We start from the raw sequence: 16862 nt of genomic DNA on the forward strand, positions 1-16862 counted from the left end.
CCGGCATCCGGCTTGCGGGTTGACCCGAAACCCGCTAGGCCAGTACAATCCCGCTCCTGTCTGCCCCAGGGCACGTCAGATGCGACCATAATAACTACAGAGGAACACCTGGTCATGTACGCAGTTCTGGTAACCGGCGGTAAGCAATACCGCGTCGCGCAGGGCGAAACGCTCCGCGTGGAAAAGCTCGAAGTCGAAGCTGGCAACGAGATCACCTTCGACACCGTCCTGATGCTGGGCGATAGCGATGGCATCAAGCTGGGCGATGCGCTGAAGGGCGCCTCGGTCACCGCCAAGGTCGTGGCCCATGGCCGCGCCGACAAGGTGCGCATCATCAAGTTCCGTCGCCGCAAGCACCACATGAAGCGTCAGGGACACCGTCAGTACTACACCGAAATCGAGATCACCGGCATTGCCGGTGGCGACAAGAAGTAAGGAGAACCAGTCATGGCACATAAAAAGGGCGTAGGTTCCTCGCGCAACGGTCGCGATTCGAACCCGAAGTACCTCGGCGTGAAGATCTTTGGTGGCCAGGCCATCGACGCCGGCAACATCATCGTGCGTCAGCGCGGCACCCAGTTCCATCCGGGCGCCGGCGTCGGCCTCGGCCGTGACCACACCCTGTTCGCCCTGGTGAACGGCAAGGTGGAGTTCTCGGTCAAGGGTGCGAAGAAGCGTCGTACCGTCAGCGTGGTTGCCGAGGCGTAATCGCCCGCTCCATGCAGGCCGGTTCGCAGCGCAGTAATGCGCTGTGAACGAAACGGAAAGCCCCGCTTCGGCGGGGTTTTTTGTTTGAAGGCCGGGAGTCGGGAATGGGGAATCGGGAATCGCAAAAGCGGTTCTGCGCCCCGACCGGATTCTGCGGCCGTGCCGGCAAGCATTCTTGCTGGCAGGAAGCGGCCACTCGCTGTGCCGATTCCCTATTCCCCATTCTCAATTCCCGGTTGCAAGCTCATGAAGTTAGTCGACGAAGCAGAAATCCTGGTCACCGCCGGTAATGGCGGCAACGGCTGTGTCGGCTTTCGCCGCGAGAAGTTCATTCCGCTGGGTGGACCCGATGGTGGCGATGGCGGTAGTGGCGGCAGCGTCTGGATCGTGGCCGACGAGAACGTCAATACGCTGGTCGATTTCCGCCATGAGCGCATCTTCAAGGCGCAGCGCGGCGAGAACGGCATGGGCCGTCAGGCCTACGGCAAGGGCGGCGAAGACCGCATCATCGTGGTGCCGGTCGGCACCGTGGTGATGAACGTGCAGACCGACGAAGTCATCGGCGACCTCACCCAGCATGGCGATCGCTTGCTGGTGGCCAAGGGCGGCAAGGGCGGCCTGGGCAACATGCATTTCAAAAGCTCGGTCAACCGCGCGCCGCGCCAGTCCACCACTGGTGAAGAGGGCGAGGAGCGCTTGCTCAAGCTGGAACTGAAGCTGCTGGCCGACGTTGGCCTGCTGGGCTTCCCGAATGCCGGCAAGAGCACCCTGATCCGTGCGGTGTCGTCGGCCACGCCGAAGGTGGCCGATTATCCGTTTACGACGCTGTACCCGAATCTGGGCGTGGTCAGTGTCGAGGCGTACCGCAGCTTCGTCATCGCCGATGTGCCGGGCCTGATCGAAGGTGCGGCCGACGGCGCCGGTCTGGGTACGCAGTTCCTGCGCCATCTGCAGCGCACCCGCCTGTTGCTGCATCTGGTGGATATGGCGCCGATGGATGGTGGCGTGGACGGTGTATCACCGGCCGAGCAGGTGCGCACCCTCGAGCGCGAGCTCGAACGCCATGATCCCGAATTGCTGAAGAAGCCGCGCTGGCTGGTGCTCAACAAGGCCGACCTGATGTTCGAAGACGAGGCGCGTGCGGCCGCTGAAGCCATCGTGGCCGAGCTGGGCTGGACGGCGCCGTGGTACCTGGTGTCCGCCCTCGGGCGCGACGGCACCTTCCCGATCATGAAAGACGTCATGGCGTTCTTCGACCGCCAGCGCGAAGACGAGCTCGATGCGCGCAATGCGGTCTGAGTGCGGGCGCAGGCACACAAAAAACCCGGCCAAGGCCGGGTTTTTCTGTATTGCCGGAAGCCAGGCTCCCGGCAATGAACCAACTGATCGCTTACGCGGCCTTGATAGCCTTGATGCGAGCGGTCAGGCGGCTCTTGTGACGCGCAGCCTTGTTCTTGTGAATCAGGCCACGGGCGCTGAAACGGTCGAGGATGGGCTGAGCAACGGCGAAAGCGGCTTCGGCGCCTGCAGCATCGTTGGCGTCAAGGGCCTTGATCACCTTCTTGACGGCGGTGCGCAGCATCGAACGCTGACCGGTGTTGCGCTCATTGCGCACAATGGTCTGCTTGGCGCGCTTCTTGGCGGACTTGATATTGGCCACGGTGGTGGGTTCCTGAAAAATCGGTATGGTGGAAAAAGCAAGCGCGAAAGTATGATGGACCCAGATATGTACGTCAAGTCAGTTGTCAAGAGGGATGCAGCGTGAGCAAGCCCGGCATGTTGAGAGGCCTGCTCTCATTCAGCAGTATGACCATGATCTCGCGGGTGCTGGGCCTGATCCGCGACCAGGCGATCTCCACCACCTTCGGCGCCAATGCGGTGACCGACGCGTTCTGGGTGGCGTTCCGGATTCCCAATTTCCTGCGCCGGTTATTTGCCGAAGGCTCGTTCGCCACCGCGTTCGTGCCGGTGTTCACCGAGGTCAAGGAGACCCGCCCGCACGCCGATCTGCGCGAGTTGATGGCGCGCGTGTCCGGTACCTTGGGCGGGATGTTGCTGGTGATCACCGCGCTGGGATTGATCTTCACCCCGCAGCTGGCCGCGGTGTTTTCCGATGGCGCGGCTACCGATCCGGAAAAATACGGTTTATTGGTCGATCTGCTGCGGCTGACCTTCCCATTCCTGCTGTTCGTCTCGTTGACGGCGCTGGCCGGCGGCGCGCTCAACAGCTTCCAGCGCTTCGCCATTCCGGCGCTGACGCCGGTGATCCTCAACCTGTGCATGATCGCCGGCGCCTTGTGGTTGGCGCCGCGGCTGGAAGTGCCGATCCTGGCGCTGGGCTGGGCGGTGCTGGTCGCCGGCGCGTTGCAGCTGTTGTTCCAGCTGCCGGCGTTGAAGGGCATCGACCTGCTGACGCTGCCGCGCTGGGGCTGGAATCACCCGGATGTGCGCAAGGTGCTGACCTTGATGATCCCGACCCTGTTCGGCTCGTCGATCGCGCAGATCAACCTGATGCTGGATACGGTGATCGCCGCGCGCCTGGCCGATGGCTCGCAATCGTGGCTGTCGTTGGCCGACCGGTTCCTGGAGCTGCCGCTGGGCGTGTTCGGGGTGGCGCTGGGTACGGTGATCCTGCCGGCGCTGGCCCGCCATCACGTCAAGACCGACCGCACTGCCTTCTCCGGCGCGTTGGACTGGGGGTTTCGCACCACGCTGCTGATCGCGATGCCGGCGATGCTGGGCTTGCTGTTGCTGGCCGAGCCGCTGGTGGCGACCTTGTTCCAGTACCGCCAGTTCACCGCCTTCGATACGCGCATGACCGCGATGTCGGTGTACGGCCTGAGCTTCGGTCTGCCGGCTTACGCCATGCTCAAGGTGCTGCTGCCGGCCTTCTATGCGCGCCAGGACACCCGCACCCCGGTGCGTGCCGGCGTGGCGGCGCTGATCGCCAACATGGTGTTCAACTTCGCGCTGCTGGCAGTGGTGTATCAGGTCATGGTACCGCCCGAGCTCAAGGCGCAGGGCGTGATGCAGGCGCTGGGCAAGCAGCCGGGCCTGCACCTGGCGCTGGGCATCGCCAGTGCGTTGTCGAGTTATCTCAACCTGGGATTGCTGTGGTACTGGCTGGGCAAATCCGGCGTGTATCAGCGCCGGCCAGGGTGGGGCAGCTATGCGTTGCGTCTGCTGCTGGCGTGTGCGGCCATGGTGGCAGTGCTGCTGAGCCTGCTGTGGTGGCTGCCGTCGTTTACGCAGATGGACAAGTGGAGCCGCATTGGCTGGCTGGCAGTGCTGGTGGGCAGCGGCGGGGCGACCTATCTGGTCGCGCAGCTGGCACTGGGGCTGCGGCCGCGGCATCTGCGCGAAGGCTAGGGCGACTGTCGAAGTGAGTGGGTGTGCTGCAAGGCCGCCTGGGCTGTGGCGTATTTCGGGCAACCAATCGCACTGCGATCAATCGGGCGCTGCCGCGCCCAAGTGCGCACCCATGCGGCTTGACCGGCCCGGCTATACTTGCAGGTTATGTATCAGCGAGGGTCGGCCGCCGGGCCGGCATCTGTTTGGAACGAGGAATGAGCAGGCTGTTTAGAGACGTCGAGGGCGGGACGCTGTTCCCGCGCGGAAGCGTGGTCTGCATCGGTGCCTTCGATGGCCTGCACCTTGGGCATCGGACGCTGGTGCAGCACGCCGTGGCGCGTGCGCGCGTCCTTGGCGTGCCGGCAGTGGCAGTGAGCTTCGAGCCGTTGCCGCGCGAATTTTTTGCGCCCGCTGCGCCGCCGCCGCGCCTGACCCTGGCGCGTGCCAAGATCGAAGGCTTGTACGGTTTTGGCGCCGACAGCGTGGGCATGATCCGTTTCGACGGTCGTCTGTCGAAGATGAGCGCGGATGATTTCGTGCGGCTGGCACTGGTTGGCCGGCTATGCGCGCGCGAGGTCTGGATCGGCCCGGAATTCCGCTTTGGTCATCGGCGCGGTGGTGACATCGGCCTGCTGCGTACGCTCGGCGAACAGCATGGCTTTGCGGCCGGCGAAATCGCACCGGTGCATCTGCACGGCGAGCGGATTTCGGCAACGCGCATTCGCGAACTGCTCGGCACCGGCGAATTCGCCCATGCCGGCGACTTGCTGGGCCGCCCGTACGCCATCGGTGGCCGGGTGGTGCGCGGCAAGCAGCTCGGTCGCAGCTTGGGTTATCCCACGGCCAACTTGCGCTTTCCGCGCACGCCGGCGTTGTCGGGAATCTATGCGGCCTGGGTGCACGGTGTGGCCGAGACGCCATGGCCATCTGTCTCGAGCTTCGGCACGCGGCCGACGGTGGCCGGTGTGGAGCCGCTGCTGGAAGCGCATCTGTTCGATTTTCAGGGCGATCTGTATGGCCGGCACATCGAAGTGGAATTCGTCGCCAAGCTGCGCGACGAAGAAAAGTTCGATGGCCTTGAGGCGCTGACCGTGCAGATGCACCGCGATGCCGCCAAGGCGCGTGCCGTGCTCGCTGCTAGCCCTTCGCGATTGCTTGCCGCCGACCGGGACCTTGCCCGCTCCGTCGGTTCTTTCCTGGATGGTCGACATGGCAGTTCTTCGCAACGCGCTGCAGATGCAGATGCCCTGGATGCGACGCCTTTGCAAGATCCCCGCACATCACCTCACGCAGCGCAACGGTAGATTCCTGTGACCCAAGACTACAAAGCCACTCTCCATCTGCCTGCGACGGAATTTCCGATGCGCGGCGACCTGCCCAAGCGCGAGCCGGCGATGCTGGACCGCTGGGAGCGCGAGGGCCTGTATGCGCAGCTGCGCGCAAACGCGGCCGGGCGCCCGCTGTTCGTGCTGCACGACGGCCCGCCGTACGCCAACGGCCAGATCCATCTCGGCCATGCGGTCAACAAGATCCTCAAGGACATCATCGTCAAGTCGAAGTATCTGGCTGGCTTCGATGCGCCTTACATCCCCGGCTGGGATTGCCATGGCTTGCCGATCGAAATTGCGATCGAGAAGAAATACGGCAAGGTTGGCGTCAAGCTCGACGCAGCGCAGTTCCGCCAGAAATGCCGCGAATACGCGGCCGAGCAGATCGATCTGCAGCGCCGCGATTTCAAGCGCCTGGGCGTGGTCGGCGATTGGGACAACCCGTACAAGACGCTGGATTTCCGCTTCGAAGCCAACGAGCTGCGCGCGCTGGCCAAGATCGTCGACAACGGCCATCTGACCCGCGGCGTCAAGCCGGTGCACTGGTGCTTCGACTGCGGTTCGGCGCTGGCCGAAGCCGAGATCGAGTACGCCGACAAGGTGTCGCCGACGGTGGACATCGCCTATCCGGCGCGCGATCCGGGCGCTGTCGCTGCCGCATTCGGTGCGGCGCTACCGGCGGGCGTGGGCGTAGCAGTGCCGATCTGGACCACCACGCCATGGACGCTGCCGGCCTCGCTGGCGGTCAGCCTGGGTGCGGAACTGGATTACGTGCTGGTCGAAGGCCCGGCCGAGCGCGGCCAACCGCGTTGGTTGGTGATCGCCGAAGCATTGGCGGCCAAGGCACTGTCGCGCTACGGCGTGGACGAGGTGGTGGTGCATGGCCATGCCAAGGGCGCAGCGCTGGAGCAACTGCTGTTGAACCACCCGTTCTATGCCGAACGTGAGATCCCGCTGCTGCTGGGCGACCATGTGTCGGCCGAGGACGGTACCGGTGCGGTGCACACCGCGCCAGGGCATGGTCAGGAGGATTACCAGGTCTCCAAGCACTACGGGCTGCTGGAGCGCTACGGCGCTGCGCAGATCAACCCGGTGGACGGGCGCGGCGTTTATCTGCCATCGACCCCGCCGCTGGGCGACACCGTGCTGGCCGGGCTGCATATCTGGAAGGCCAACGACGTCATCATCGACGCGCTGCGCGACACCGGTGTGTTGCTGGCCGCCAGCAAGATGGAGCACAGCTATCCGCACTGCTGGCGCCACAAAACGCCGATCGCCTTCCGCGCCACGCCGCAGTGGTTCTTTTCGATGGAGCAGGCGCATCTGCGCGCCGATGCGCTCAAGGCGATCGAACAGGTGACCTGGTATCCGGCCTGGGGCCAGGCACGTATCGCCGGCATGGTCGAAGGCCGCCCGGACTGGACCATCTCGCGGCAGCGCACCTGGGGCGTGCCGATCGCCCTGTTCGTGCATCGCGAAACCGGCGAGCCGCATCCGCGCAGCACCGAGCTGCTGCGCCAGGTGGCCGACCGGGTGGAGCAGGGCGGCGTGGACGTCTGGTACACGCTGGAAGCGGCCGACCTGCTGGGCGACGAAGCGGCCGATTACGACAAGATCACCGACATCCTGGATGTGTGGTTCGACTCGGGCGTGACCCACGAGGCGGTGCTGGTGGACCGCGGCCTGCCCACGCCGGCCGACCTGTATCTGGAAGGCTCCGATCAGCACCGCGGCTGGTTCCAGTCCTCGCTGCTGACCGGCGTGGCGATGAATAAGGCGGCGCCGTACAAGCAGTGCCTTACCCATGGTTTCACCGTGGACGAGCACGGCCGCAAGATGTCCAAGTCGCTGGGCAACGGCATCGAGCCGCAGGACATCATGAAGACCCTGGGCGCGGACATCCTGCGCCTGTGGATCGCATCGGCCGACTACAGCAACGAGATGTCGCTGTCGCAGGAGATCCTCAAGCGCAACGCCGATGCCTATCGCCGCCTGCGCAACACTGCGCGTTTCCTGCTCGGCAACCTGCATGGCTTCGACCCGCTGCAGCATCTGGTGGCGTTGGACGACATGGTGCTGCTGGACCGCTGGATCGTGCATCGCGCGCATGAGCTGCAGGAAAAGATCGTGGCCGCCTATGCGCGTTACGACTTCGCCGAGATCGTGCAGGCGCTGCTGAATTTCTGCAGCGTGGATCTGGGCTCGTTGTACCTGGACGTCACCAAGGACCGTCTGTACACGATGGCCGAAGACGCGCGCGGCCGGCGTTCGGCGCAGAGCGCGATGTATCACGTTGCCGAAGCGTTCGTGCGCTGGGTGGCGCCGGTGCTGACCTTCACTGCCGAAGAGTTGTGGGCGTATCTGCCGGGCGCGCATGTCGGCAACGTGCTGTTCGCCACCTGGTACGACGGCCTGGCGCCATTGCCCGCCGATGCCGCGCTGACCAGTGCCGACGTCGACAAGCTGCTGGCCCTGCGCGAGCAGGTGGCCAAGGTGCTGGAACCGATGCGTGCCAATGGTGCGATCGGTGCGGCACTGGAAGCGGAGATCACCGTGGCCGCCGATGCGCAGACCGCCGCGCGCTGGCAGCCGCTGGCCGAGGAGCTGCGCTTTTTGTTCATCAGTGGCGATGTCACCGTGACTGCGGCCAGCACCGACGACATCTTCGTCAGTGCGCAGCCCACGACCAAGGCCAAGTGCGTGCGCTGCTGGCATCACCAGGCCAGCGTGGGCAGCGACCCGCGTCACCCGGAACTGTGCAGCCGCTGCGTCAGCAATATCGAAGGCCCCGGCGAGGTACGTCGCTGGTTCTGATGCAGGGCAACGTCGGCAGCGTGTTGCGGAAGATGTCGCTACACGCTGCCGAGGTCCTTCATTGCAACGCGCTTTGCTGGAGTAGCTTGCCGCGTCACGCGGATTGAAGCGACACACGTTCGCGTAGCGCCGCACGCATCGCTATCGTCGCGCCCGCTTGCTGAAGCGTGGCGCATGCGACAACGCGGGGCAGGGCAGCTGACCGAAGCCTGCATGCCATCCTCGTCTGCCTGTCATCCAGTGTTCGCCTTCGTTCTCTGCAATTCTCATCTGTGCCATCGCCCACGCCATCCAGGCATCTTCTCCGGCGTCGGAGAAGCCACCACCACCTGCGACCTTCCGACATGAGTCAACGACCCACCCCCTCCGCCCTGATCTGGCTGCTGCTGTCCGCCCTCGTGGTCGGGCTCGACCAGTGGAGCAAGGCCTGGGTGCTGTCCAGCCTGCCCGAATACACCGCCGTGCCGGTGATCGACGGGTTCTGGAACTGGTACCGCACCTACAACACCGGCGCGGCATTCAGCTTCTTGAGCGATGCCGGTGGCTGGCAGCTGTGGTTCTTCACCGCTTTGGCAGTGGGCATCAGCGGCCTGCTGGCGTTCTGGCTGTCGCGCATCGCGCGCGGGCACTGGCGCAGCGCGCTGCCATACGCGCTGGTGATCGGCGGGGCGATCGGCAACGTGATCGACCGGCTGATGCACGGCCACGTGGTCGATTTCATCCAGTGGTACATCGGTAGCCACACCTGGCCGTCGTTCAACATCGCCGATTCGGCCATTGTGGGCGGTGCGATCGGGATCGCCGTGTTCGGGCTGTTCGACAAATCCGGCAATCGCGAGTCCGGAACCGGGAATCCGCGCTGAAGCGAGCCCGGCAGACGCATGCCCGCCGGTCCGACCCCTCTTTCTCCATTCCCGTAGAATGCCCGCCATGGATGTCCTGCTCGCCAATCCCCGTGGTTTTTGTGCCGGTGTCGACCGTGCGATCGAGATCGTCAAGCGTGCGATCGAGACGCTGGGCGCGCCGATCTATGTGCGCCACGAAGTCGTGCACAACCGCTTCGTGGTCGACGACCTCAAACAGCGCGGCGCGATTTTCGTCGAAGAGCTCGACGAAGTGCCCGATAACGCCACCGTGATCTTCAGCGCCCACGGCGTCTCACAGGCAGTGCGTCAGGAGGCTGAACGCCGCGGCTTGAAGGTGTTCGACGCCACCTGTCCGCTGGTGACCAAGGTGCATTTCGAGGTGGCACGGCACTGCCGGGCCGGGCGCGACGTAGTGCTGATCGGCCATGCCGGGCACCCGGAAGTGGAAGGCACGATGGGCCAGTGGAGTCGCGAGCGCGGTCCGGGCGCGATCTACCTGGTCGAGGATATCGAGCAGGTTGCCACGCTGCAGATCAATCAGCCGGACAACCTGGCCTACACCACCCAGACCACGCTGTCGGTCGACGACACCATGGGGATTATCGAAGCCCTGCGCGCGCGCTACCCGGCGATGCAGGGGCCGCGCCACGACGATATCTGCTACGCCACCCAGAACCGCCAGGACGCGGTGCGCGACCTGGCACGCCAGTGTGATCTGGTACTGGTGGTCGGTTCGCCCAATAGCTCCAATTCCAACCGATTGAGTGAGCTTGCCCGCCGCGACGGGGTGGAGTCCTACCTGATCGACAACGCCAGCGAGATCGACCCGGCCTGGATTGTGGGCAAGCAGCAGATCGGCCTGACCGCCGGCGCTTCTGCGCCGCAGGTGCTGGTCGATGGTGTGCTGGCGCGCTTGCGCGAGTTGGGCGCAGGCACTGTGTCCGAGCTGGAGGGCGAACCGGAATCGATGGTGTTCGCGCTGCCCAAGGAATTGCGGCTGCGTCTGGTCAGCTGATCGTGCGACGGCGGCCAACAATGGTCGGGCAGGGTGGGCAGCGTATGGATCCACCGCAACCGACGCCAGCCACGCAGTGCACGGCCGCCTCGGCGATTGACCAGCCCCCGGCTCCGCTCCTACAATGGAGGGCTAGCCGGAATAGCTCAGTTGGTAGAGCGGCGCATTCGTAATGCGTAGGTCGTAGGTTCGATTCCTATTTCCGGCACCATTGCTTCAGCGCTGGGTCGGCCCTCGGTCGGCCCAGTTGCGTTTGGCGTATTTCAACCAGTTTTCGCATGCAATCCGGTGCGGCTGCAGGATGCGGGCTGCAGCGGCGGTGGTTATGATCTTTTTTCGGTTGCGCTGCACTGCGACAACATGTCGCACGGTATTGCGCAAATTTATTGCGGCGGACCAGCGCCGATGGGTTTCGCGCAGGTGCAGCAAAGATTAAAATTGAGGCGTCACTCCGTGACTTCGATCTGCGCGGGCCAGCCTTCTAGAGGAAGGTCGCCGTCGGATATCTCCTTAGCGGGAGGCGAAGCGCGGCTGGCGTTCCTTCGCACTTGGATCGACCGATGATTCCGCTGAACCACCTCGGGCGTTTACTTCGTCCAGGTCTGATGTTGCCGTTCCTGCTGCTGGCAGGTTGCAACTCGGCCATCCTCAATCCGAAAGGCCAGATCGGCCACGATGAGAAGCAACTGCTGATCACCTCTGTGGTGTTGATGCTGATCGTGGTCATCCCGGTGATCGTGATGACGATTGCGTTCGCGTGGAAATACCGCGCATCCAATACGAAGGCGCGCTACGAGCCGGATTGGTCGCACTCCACCGCCATCGAAGTGGTGGTCTGGTCGATCCCGTGCGTGATCATCCTGGTCCTGGCGGTGCTGACCTGGCGCTCGTCGCACGCGCTGGATCCTTACCGGCCGCTGGATTCGGACGTCAAGCCGATCAATATCGAGGCGGTGTCGCTGGACTGGAAGTGGATGTTCATCTACCCGGATCAGGGCATCGCCACGGTCAACGAAATTGTGTTCCCTGTGCATGCTCCGCTGAACTTCAAGATCACCTCCGACACGGTGATGAATGCCTTCTTCATTCCACACCTGGGCAGCATGATCTATTCGATGGCAGGCATGGAGACCAAGCTGCACCTGATTGCTGACGAGCCGGGCGAATATTTCGGTCTGTCCAGCAATTACAGTGGTCATGGTTTCTCGAAGATGAGCTTCGTGGCGCGTGCCACAGATCAGGCCGGCTTCGAGGCGTGGGTGGCCAAGGTCAAGGCGTCGCCGAAAGTGCTGACCGCTGCCGAATACCAGGTGCTGGCCGCCAATCGCAACGATAAGGAGCAGTATCCGGTTACCTATTATTCTGCGGTACCAGACGGCATGTTCCGGTCGCTGATCGATAAATACATGATGGGTAGCCATCATTCTGAAAGCCATGCCGGCGGTAAGGCAACGGTCGTAGAGCCGTTTGCTATGTGTACTTCGGAGACAACTGATGTTAGGTAAGCTGACGATCGAGGCGGTTCCGTACCATGAGCCGATCATCATGATTGCTCTCGGTGGCGCGGGCCTGCTCGGCCTGCTCATCGCGGGTGCCATCACCAAGTACAAGCTGTGGGGCTACCTTTGGACGGAGTGGTTCACCTCCGTGGATCACAAGCGCATCGGTGTGATGTACATCATCGTGGCGCTCGTCATGCTGCTACGCGGTTTTGCCGATGCGGCGATGATGCGCACCCAGCAGGCGCTGGCGGGTAACGGCGGCGAAGGCGTGCTGCCGCCGCACCATTACGACCAGATCTTTACTGCGCACGGCGTGATCATGATCTTCTTCATGGCCATGCCGTTGATGACCGGGTTGTTGAACCTGGTCGTGCCGCTACAGATCGGTGCGCGCGATGTGGCGTTCCCGTTCCTCAACTCGCTGAGCTTCTGGCTGTTCGTGGCCGGTGCGGCGCTGATCAACATTTCGCTGGGCGTTGGTGAGTTCGCGCAGACCGGCTGGCTGGCGTATCCGCCGCTGTCGGGGCTGGAATACAGTCCAGGGGTCGGTGTCGACTACTACATCTGGGCGTTGCAGATCTCCGGCTTGGGCACGTTGCTGACCGGCGTCAATTTCTTCGTGACGATCATGCGGATGCGCGCACCGGGTATGACCCTGATGCGCATGCCGATCTTCACCTGGACGGCGTTGATCACCAACATCCTGATCATCGCTGCATTCCCGATCCTGACCGTGGCACTGGCGCTGCTGGGTGCCGACCGTTACCTGGGCACGCACTTCTTTACCAACGACGGTGGCGGCAACGCCATGATGTACGTCAACCTGATCTGGATCTGGGGTCACCCGGAGGTCTACATCCTGATCCTGCCGGCGTTCGGCATCTTCTCGGAGCTGATCGCCACCTACAGCCGCAAGCGTTTGTTTGGTTACACCTCGATGGTGTACGCCACCTCGTGCATCGGTGTGTTGTCGTTCGTGGTGTGGTTGCACCACTTCTTCACCATGGGCTCGGGCGCCAACGTCAATGCCTTCTTCGGCATCACGACGATGATCATCTCGATCCCGACCGGCGTGAAGATCTTCAACTGGCTGTTCACCATGTTCCGCGGTCGCGTGCACATGACCTCGCCGGTGCTGTGGACGATCGGCTTCATCATCACCTTCACCATCGGCGGCATGACCGGCGTGATGCTGGCGATTCCGGCCGTGGACTTCGTGCTGCACAACAGCCTGTTCCTGATCGCACATTTCCATAACGTGATCATCGGCGGCGTGGTGTTCGGTTACCTGGCGGGTCTGACCTACTGGTTCCCCAAGGCGTTCGGCTTCAAGCTCAACGAGAAGATCGGCAAGGCCTCGTTCTGGTGCTGGATCATCGGTTTCTTCGTGGCCTTCATGCCGCTGTATGTGCTCGGCTTCATGGGCATGACACGCCGCATGAGCACCTATAACCACCCCGAGTGGGCGCCGTGGCTGTACGTGGCTGCAGTGGGCGCTGCAATCATCGGCATGGGTATCTTCTTGAACCTGTTGCAGATCGCCTACAGCGTCTGGAAACGTAAGGAGCATATGGACTACACGGGCGATCCGTGGGACGGCCGCACGCTGGAGTGGGCGACCTCTTCGCCGCCGCCTTTCTACAATTTCGCCGTGCTGCCGCACATCGAAGACCGCGACCAGTTCTGGGCCGACAAGCAGAACGGTAAGGGTTGGGTGCGTCCGTCCAAGTACGAGGCCATCCACATGCCGCGCAACACGGGTGCAGGCGTGTATATCGGTGCCTTCAGCGTGTTGATGGGCTTCGGTCTGATCTGGCACATCTGGTGGCTGGCCATCATCGGCCTGGTCGGCATGATCGGTAGCTTCATCGTACGTACCTTCGACGACGACATCGATTACTGGGTGCCGGCCGACGAAGTGGAACGCATCGAAAATGCGCGCTTCGCCTTGCTCGAACAGCAACAAGCGGCGCAGGCCGCGAAGGTGGTATGACCATGTCTTCCTCGACCACGCTTGACCACGCCGCCCATGCGGGCGGGCACGACGACCACGAGCATCACGACGGCGGTGGCAACACCGTCTTCGGGTTCTGGGTCTATCTGATGAGCGACTGCCTGCTGTTTGCTGGTCTGTTCGCGACCTATGCGGTGCTCTCGGGCGCCACGGTGGATGGGCCGACCGCCAAAGAGCTGTTCGATCTGAAGTTCGTGTTGGTGGAAACCTTCGTGCTGTTGTTCAGTAGCTTGAGTTTTGGCCTTGCGATGATTTCAGCGCACAAGCGCAGCATGGCCGGGCTGTATGGCTGGTTGGGCGTGACCGCGCTGCTGGGTATCGGCTTTCTGTGCATGGAAGTGTGGGAATTCAATCACCTGATCCATGAGGGTGCGGGTCCGGGGCGCAGCGCGTTCCTGTCCGCTTTCTTCACCCTGGTCGGGACCCACGGCTTGCACGTGGCGTCGGGCCTGTTGTGGATGGCGGTGCTGGTGATCCAGATCTCCAAGAACGGCCTGACCGCGCGCAACAGCACGCGTCTGGCGTGCCTGAGCCTGTTCTGGCACTTCCTGGACATCATCTGGATCGGTGTGTTTACCGTCGTCTACCTGCTGGGAGCGCTGTAATGGCCAATCACCACCACACCGAGACCGCGGCCGATGCACATGCCGGCGGTCTGAAGTCCTACCTGATCGGTTTTGTCATGGCCGTCATCCTCACCGTCATCCCGTTTGCGATGGTGATGAGCGGGGCGTTCTCCAGGGGCGTCACCATCGTCGTGATTTCGGTCATGGCCGCCGTGCAGATGCTGGTGCATATGGTGTACTTCCTGCATATGGATCGCACGCCCGAGCAGCGTTCCAACGTGCAGGTGGGCCTGTTCTCGTTGCTGATCATCGGTATCGTGATCGTCGGTTCGCTGTGGGTGCTTCACAACATGAACGTCAACATGATGCATTGAGACGGCACCCGCCGGATCGACGCACCGTTGAAGAAGAAGCCGCCAAGTGATTGGTGGCTTTTTTTTAAGCGTCAATCGCCCGCAGCATGACCAATGGCATACGGGGAAGCTCAGGCAGGCGCTTAGCATCGTGGGCTTGCCTGTTCCAGGTCACCTGCGGAGTTGCGATGAAAATGCCCACCCTATTGTTCGTGTCGCTGCTGGCAGCGCTGTCGTTGCCCGCTGCCGCGCAAACCGCGCCGCCGCAGGACGTGCCGTTCGAGGGCACCTTGAAGATCGACGTGGATGCCACCGACCTGGCGCACCGCATCTTCAAGGTCAAGACCACCATGCCGGCCAAGCCGGGCCCAATGACGCTGCTGTATCCGCAGTGGATCCCCGGCAACCACTCGCCGACCGGCCCGATCGACAAACTGGCCGGTCTGGTGATCAAGGTTGATGGGAAGGTGGTGCCATGGACGCGCGATCAATTCGACGTCTACGCGTTCAAGGTAGACGTGCCGCAGGGCGCCACCGAGCTGACCGCCGAGTTCAAGTTCCTCTCGCCGCAGGCCCCTAGCCAGGGCCGGGTGATGATGACCCCGGAAATGCTCAACCTGCAATGGAACACTACGGCGCTGTATCCGGCCGGTTACTTCGCGCGCAACATCAAGGCGCAGGCCAGCGTCACCCTGCCGGCCGGCTGGAGCTATGCCACCGCGCTGGAAACCGATCGCCGCGTCGGCGACACGGTGAGCTTCAAGCCGATCGATTTCGACGATCTGGTCGATTCACCGATGTTCGCCGGCAAGTATTACAAGCGCCTGGAGCTGAGTACCGGGAAGCAGCCGGTTTACCTCAATGTGTTTGCCGACGAGGCCAAGTCGCTGGAGGCCAAGCCGGAGCAGATCAAGGCGCATGCGGCGCTGGTCCAGCAGATGGACAAGCTCTATGGCGCGCGCCATTTCGATCACTACGAATTCCTGCTGGCGCTGACCAAGAAGTTGGGCGGCATCGGCCTGGAGCATCACCGTTCCAGCGAAAACAGCGGCGTGCCGACCTACTTCACCGAGTGGGACAAGAGCTGGACCGGGCGCGACCTGCTCGCGCACGAATTCAACCATTCCTGGAACGGCAAGTATCGCCGTGGCGCCGATCTGGCCACGCCCAATTTCAACGTGCCGATGGGCGACAGCCTGCTGTGGTTGTACGAAGGCCAGACCCAGTTCTGGGGCGAGGTGATGGCTGCGCGGTCCGGGTTGTGGACGCAGGATCAGGCCCTCGACATGCTGGCCGGCGTGGCGGCCCAGTACGAGCGTGGTCGCCCCGGCATGGCCTGGCGCACGGTGCAGGACACCACCAACGACCCGACCATGTCGATGCGCCGCCCGAAGGCGTACCGCAACTATCAGATGAGCGAGGATTACTATTCCGGCGGCCAGATGATGTGGCTGGAAGTGGACAGCAAGCTGCGCGCGTTGACCAACAACAAGCGCTCCATCGACGATTTCGGCAAGGCGTTCTTCGGGATGAAGAACGGCGATTGGGACGTCAACCCATACACTTTCGACGACATCGTGAGCACGCTCAACGGCGTGGCGGCGTACGACTGGGCGAGCCTGTTGCGCGAGCGCATGAACGGGCACGGCTCGTTGAATGGCGGCATCGAAGCCAATGGCTGGAAGCTGGTCTACACCGAAGAGCCGAACCTGGCCACAAAGGCCGACGAGAGCGATGACAAGGACGCCAGCCTGACTTATTCGCTTGGCCTGTCCTTGAAAGCCTCGGGCGAAATCAGCGATGTGCTGTGGGACGGCCCTGCGTTCAATGCGGGCCTGATTACCGGCAACACCATCATTGCGGTCAATGGCCGCGCTTTCAGCGCAGACGTGATCAAGGACGCAATCAAGGCGGCCAAGGGCGCCACCGCGCCGATCGAACTGCTGGTCAAGCGCCTGGACTGCTACGACACCGTGCGCATCGATTATCACGGCGGCCTGTTGTACCCGCATCTGGAACGCATCGCCGGCAAACCGGATCGCCTGAGCGAGTTGTACAAGGCGCGCTAAGCGATGCACTCCCACGGCATTGCGTAACGTGGGAGGTGGAGCCAAAGCTGCCTGACTGGTCGTGCCGGTCAGGCAGCTTTTTGTAGGTGCATCAATGCATCAATGCCTCGGCGCATCGATGTGATCCGAGACCGGCGGCAACGAGACATCGGCGAGCGCATGTGCATCGTCTGCACGCAAGTCATTGCATAGCGCAACAGATTGTCTTCGACTCTGACGATTCACGATTCACGATTCACGATTCACGATTCCCGCATCCCGCATCCCGCATCCCGC

Annotated in this window: 14 protein-coding genes and 1 tRNA gene; 14 read left to right on the forward strand and 1 reads right to left on the reverse strand. The window is 62.9% G+C overall.

What is annotated here, in order from left to right:
• The first annotated feature begins 114 nt into the window (after positions 1-114).
• The 3 genes from rplU (at position 115) to obgE (ending at position 2007) form a co-directional block, all read left to right on the forward strand.
• On the forward strand, positions 115-435 hold the full coding sequence (gene rplU, locus M3O59_RS06190) for a 50S ribosomal protein L21 (protein ID WP_064632274.1): 321 nt from the start codon (positions 115-117) through the stop codon (positions 433-435).
• A 12-nt stretch (positions 436-447) separates the two neighbouring features.
• Entirely contained in the window at positions 448-708 is a 261-nt protein-coding gene (rpmA, locus tag M3O59_RS06195; RefSeq protein WP_002807880.1) for a 50S ribosomal protein L27, read from the forward strand.
• A 246-nt stretch (positions 709-954) separates the two neighbouring features.
• Entirely contained in the window at positions 955-2007 is a 1053-nt protein-coding gene (gene obgE / locus M3O59_RS06200; protein ID WP_116904687.1) for a GTPase ObgE, read from the forward strand.
• 91 nt (positions 2008-2098) lie between these two features.
• Here the strand turns inward: obgE and rpsT are convergent, their stop codons facing one another.
• Entirely contained in the window at positions 2099-2368 is a 270-nt protein-coding gene (rpsT, locus tag M3O59_RS06205) for a 30S ribosomal protein S20 (RefSeq protein WP_003484323.1), read from the reverse strand.
• A gap of 116 nt (positions 2369-2484) precedes the next feature.
• Here rpsT and murJ point away from each other — a divergent pair, with 116 nt between their 5' ends.
• From murJ to M3O59_RS06260, 11 genes are all read left to right on the forward strand, one after another.
• A complete protein-coding gene (murJ, locus tag M3O59_RS06210) occupies positions 2485-4077 on the forward strand; it encodes a murein biosynthesis integral membrane protein MurJ (protein WP_064632400.1) in 1593 nt (530 codons plus the stop codon).
• Positions 4078-4274: 197 nt separating this feature from the next.
• The gene (locus M3O59_RS06215) at positions 4275-5363 is read left to right on the forward strand and encodes a bifunctional riboflavin kinase/FAD synthetase (protein ID WP_116904688.1); all 1089 of its coding nucleotides are present in this window, start codon (positions 4275-4277) and stop codon (positions 5361-5363) included.
• A 6-nt stretch (positions 5364-5369) separates the two neighbouring features.
• The gene (gene ileS, locus M3O59_RS06220; RefSeq protein ID WP_116904689.1) at positions 5370-8201 is read left to right on the forward strand and encodes an isoleucine--tRNA ligase; all 2832 of its coding nucleotides are present in this window, start codon (positions 5370-5372) and stop codon (positions 8199-8201) included.
• A gap of 344 nt (positions 8202-8545) precedes the next feature.
• Entirely contained in the window at positions 8546-9064 is a 519-nt protein-coding gene (lspA, locus tag M3O59_RS06225) for a signal peptidase II (protein WP_116904690.1), read from the forward strand.
• A 67-nt stretch (positions 9065-9131) separates the two neighbouring features.
• Positions 9132-10082, forward strand: coding sequence for a 4-hydroxy-3-methylbut-2-enyl diphosphate reductase (gene ispH / locus M3O59_RS06230; protein WP_064632263.1), 951 nt, complete (start codon positions 9132-9134; stop codon positions 10080-10082).
• A 135-nt stretch (positions 10083-10217) separates the two neighbouring features.
• A tRNA-Thr gene (locus M3O59_RS06235) sits at positions 10218-10293 on the forward strand.
• Positions 10294-10642: 349 nt separating this feature from the next.
• On the forward strand, positions 10643-11587 hold the full coding sequence (cyoA, locus tag M3O59_RS06240) for a ubiquinol oxidase subunit II (protein ID WP_064632261.1): 945 nt from the start codon (positions 10643-10645) through the stop codon (positions 11585-11587).
• Positions 11577-13577 (forward strand): cytochrome o ubiquinol oxidase subunit I, encoded by a 2001-nt coding sequence (cyoB, locus tag M3O59_RS06245; protein WP_064632259.1) that lies wholly within the window; start codon positions 11577-11579, stop codon positions 13575-13577. Before cyoA ends, cyoB begins: the two co-directional genes overlap by 11 nt.
• Complete coding sequence (cyoC, locus tag M3O59_RS06250) at positions 13574-14203, forward strand: cytochrome o ubiquinol oxidase subunit III (protein ID WP_181920389.1); 630 nt, start codon at positions 13574-13576, stop codon at positions 14201-14203. The genes cyoB and cyoC overlap by 4 nt, the downstream gene beginning before the upstream one ends.
• Positions 14203-14538, forward strand: coding sequence for a cytochrome o ubiquinol oxidase subunit IV (gene cyoD, locus M3O59_RS06255; protein WP_064632257.1), 336 nt, complete (start codon positions 14203-14205; stop codon positions 14536-14538). Before cyoC ends, cyoD begins: the two co-directional genes overlap by 1 nt.
• A gap of 167 nt (positions 14539-14705) precedes the next feature.
• Positions 14706-16586, forward strand: a complete 1881-nt coding sequence (locus M3O59_RS06260; RefSeq protein WP_181920390.1) for a M61 family metallopeptidase — start codon at positions 14706-14708, stop codon at positions 16584-16586.
• Positions 16587-16862: the final 276 nt, after the last annotated feature.

Source organism: Xanthomonas nasturtii (assembly GCF_023337365.3).
Taxonomy (GTDB): Bacteria; Pseudomonadota; Gammaproteobacteria; order Xanthomonadales; family Xanthomonadaceae; genus Xanthomonas; species Xanthomonas nasturtii.

Coding starts and splice junctions, on each gene's coding strand:
- M3O59_RS06260 (WP_181920390.1), top strand. CDS start 14,706: ATGAAAATGCCCACCCTATTGTTCGTGTCGCTGCTGGCAGCGCTGTCG.
- obgE (WP_116904687.1), top strand. CDS start 955: ATGAAGTTAGTCGACGAAGCAGAAATCCTGGTCACCGCCGGTAATGGC.
- lspA (WP_116904690.1), top strand. CDS start 8,546: ATGAGTCAACGACCCACCCCCTCCGCCCTGATCTGGCTGCTGCTGTCC.
- rpmA (WP_002807880.1), top strand. CDS start 448: ATGGCACATAAAAAGGGCGTAGGTTCCTCGCGCAACGGTCGCGATTCG.
- cyoC (WP_181920389.1), top strand. CDS start 13,574: ATGACCATGTCTTCCTCGACCACGCTTGACCACGCCGCCCATGCGGGC.
- M3O59_RS06215 (WP_116904688.1), top strand. CDS start 4,275: ATGAGCAGGCTGTTTAGAGACGTCGAGGGCGGGACGCTGTTCCCGCGC.
- cyoA (WP_064632261.1), top strand. CDS start 10,643: ATGATTCCGCTGAACCACCTCGGGCGTTTACTTCGTCCAGGTCTGATG.
- cyoD (WP_064632257.1), top strand. CDS start 14,203: ATGGCCAATCACCACCACACCGAGACCGCGGCCGATGCACATGCCGGC.
- rplU (WP_064632274.1), top strand. CDS start 115: ATGTACGCAGTTCTGGTAACCGGCGGTAAGCAATACCGCGTCGCGCAG.
- cyoB (WP_064632259.1), top strand. CDS start 11,577: ATGTTAGGTAAGCTGACGATCGAGGCGGTTCCGTACCATGAGCCGATC.
- murJ (WP_064632400.1), top strand. CDS start 2,485: ATGTTGAGAGGCCTGCTCTCATTCAGCAGTATGACCATGATCTCGCGG.
- ispH (WP_064632263.1), top strand. CDS start 9,132: ATGGATGTCCTGCTCGCCAATCCCCGTGGTTTTTGTGCCGGTGTCGAC.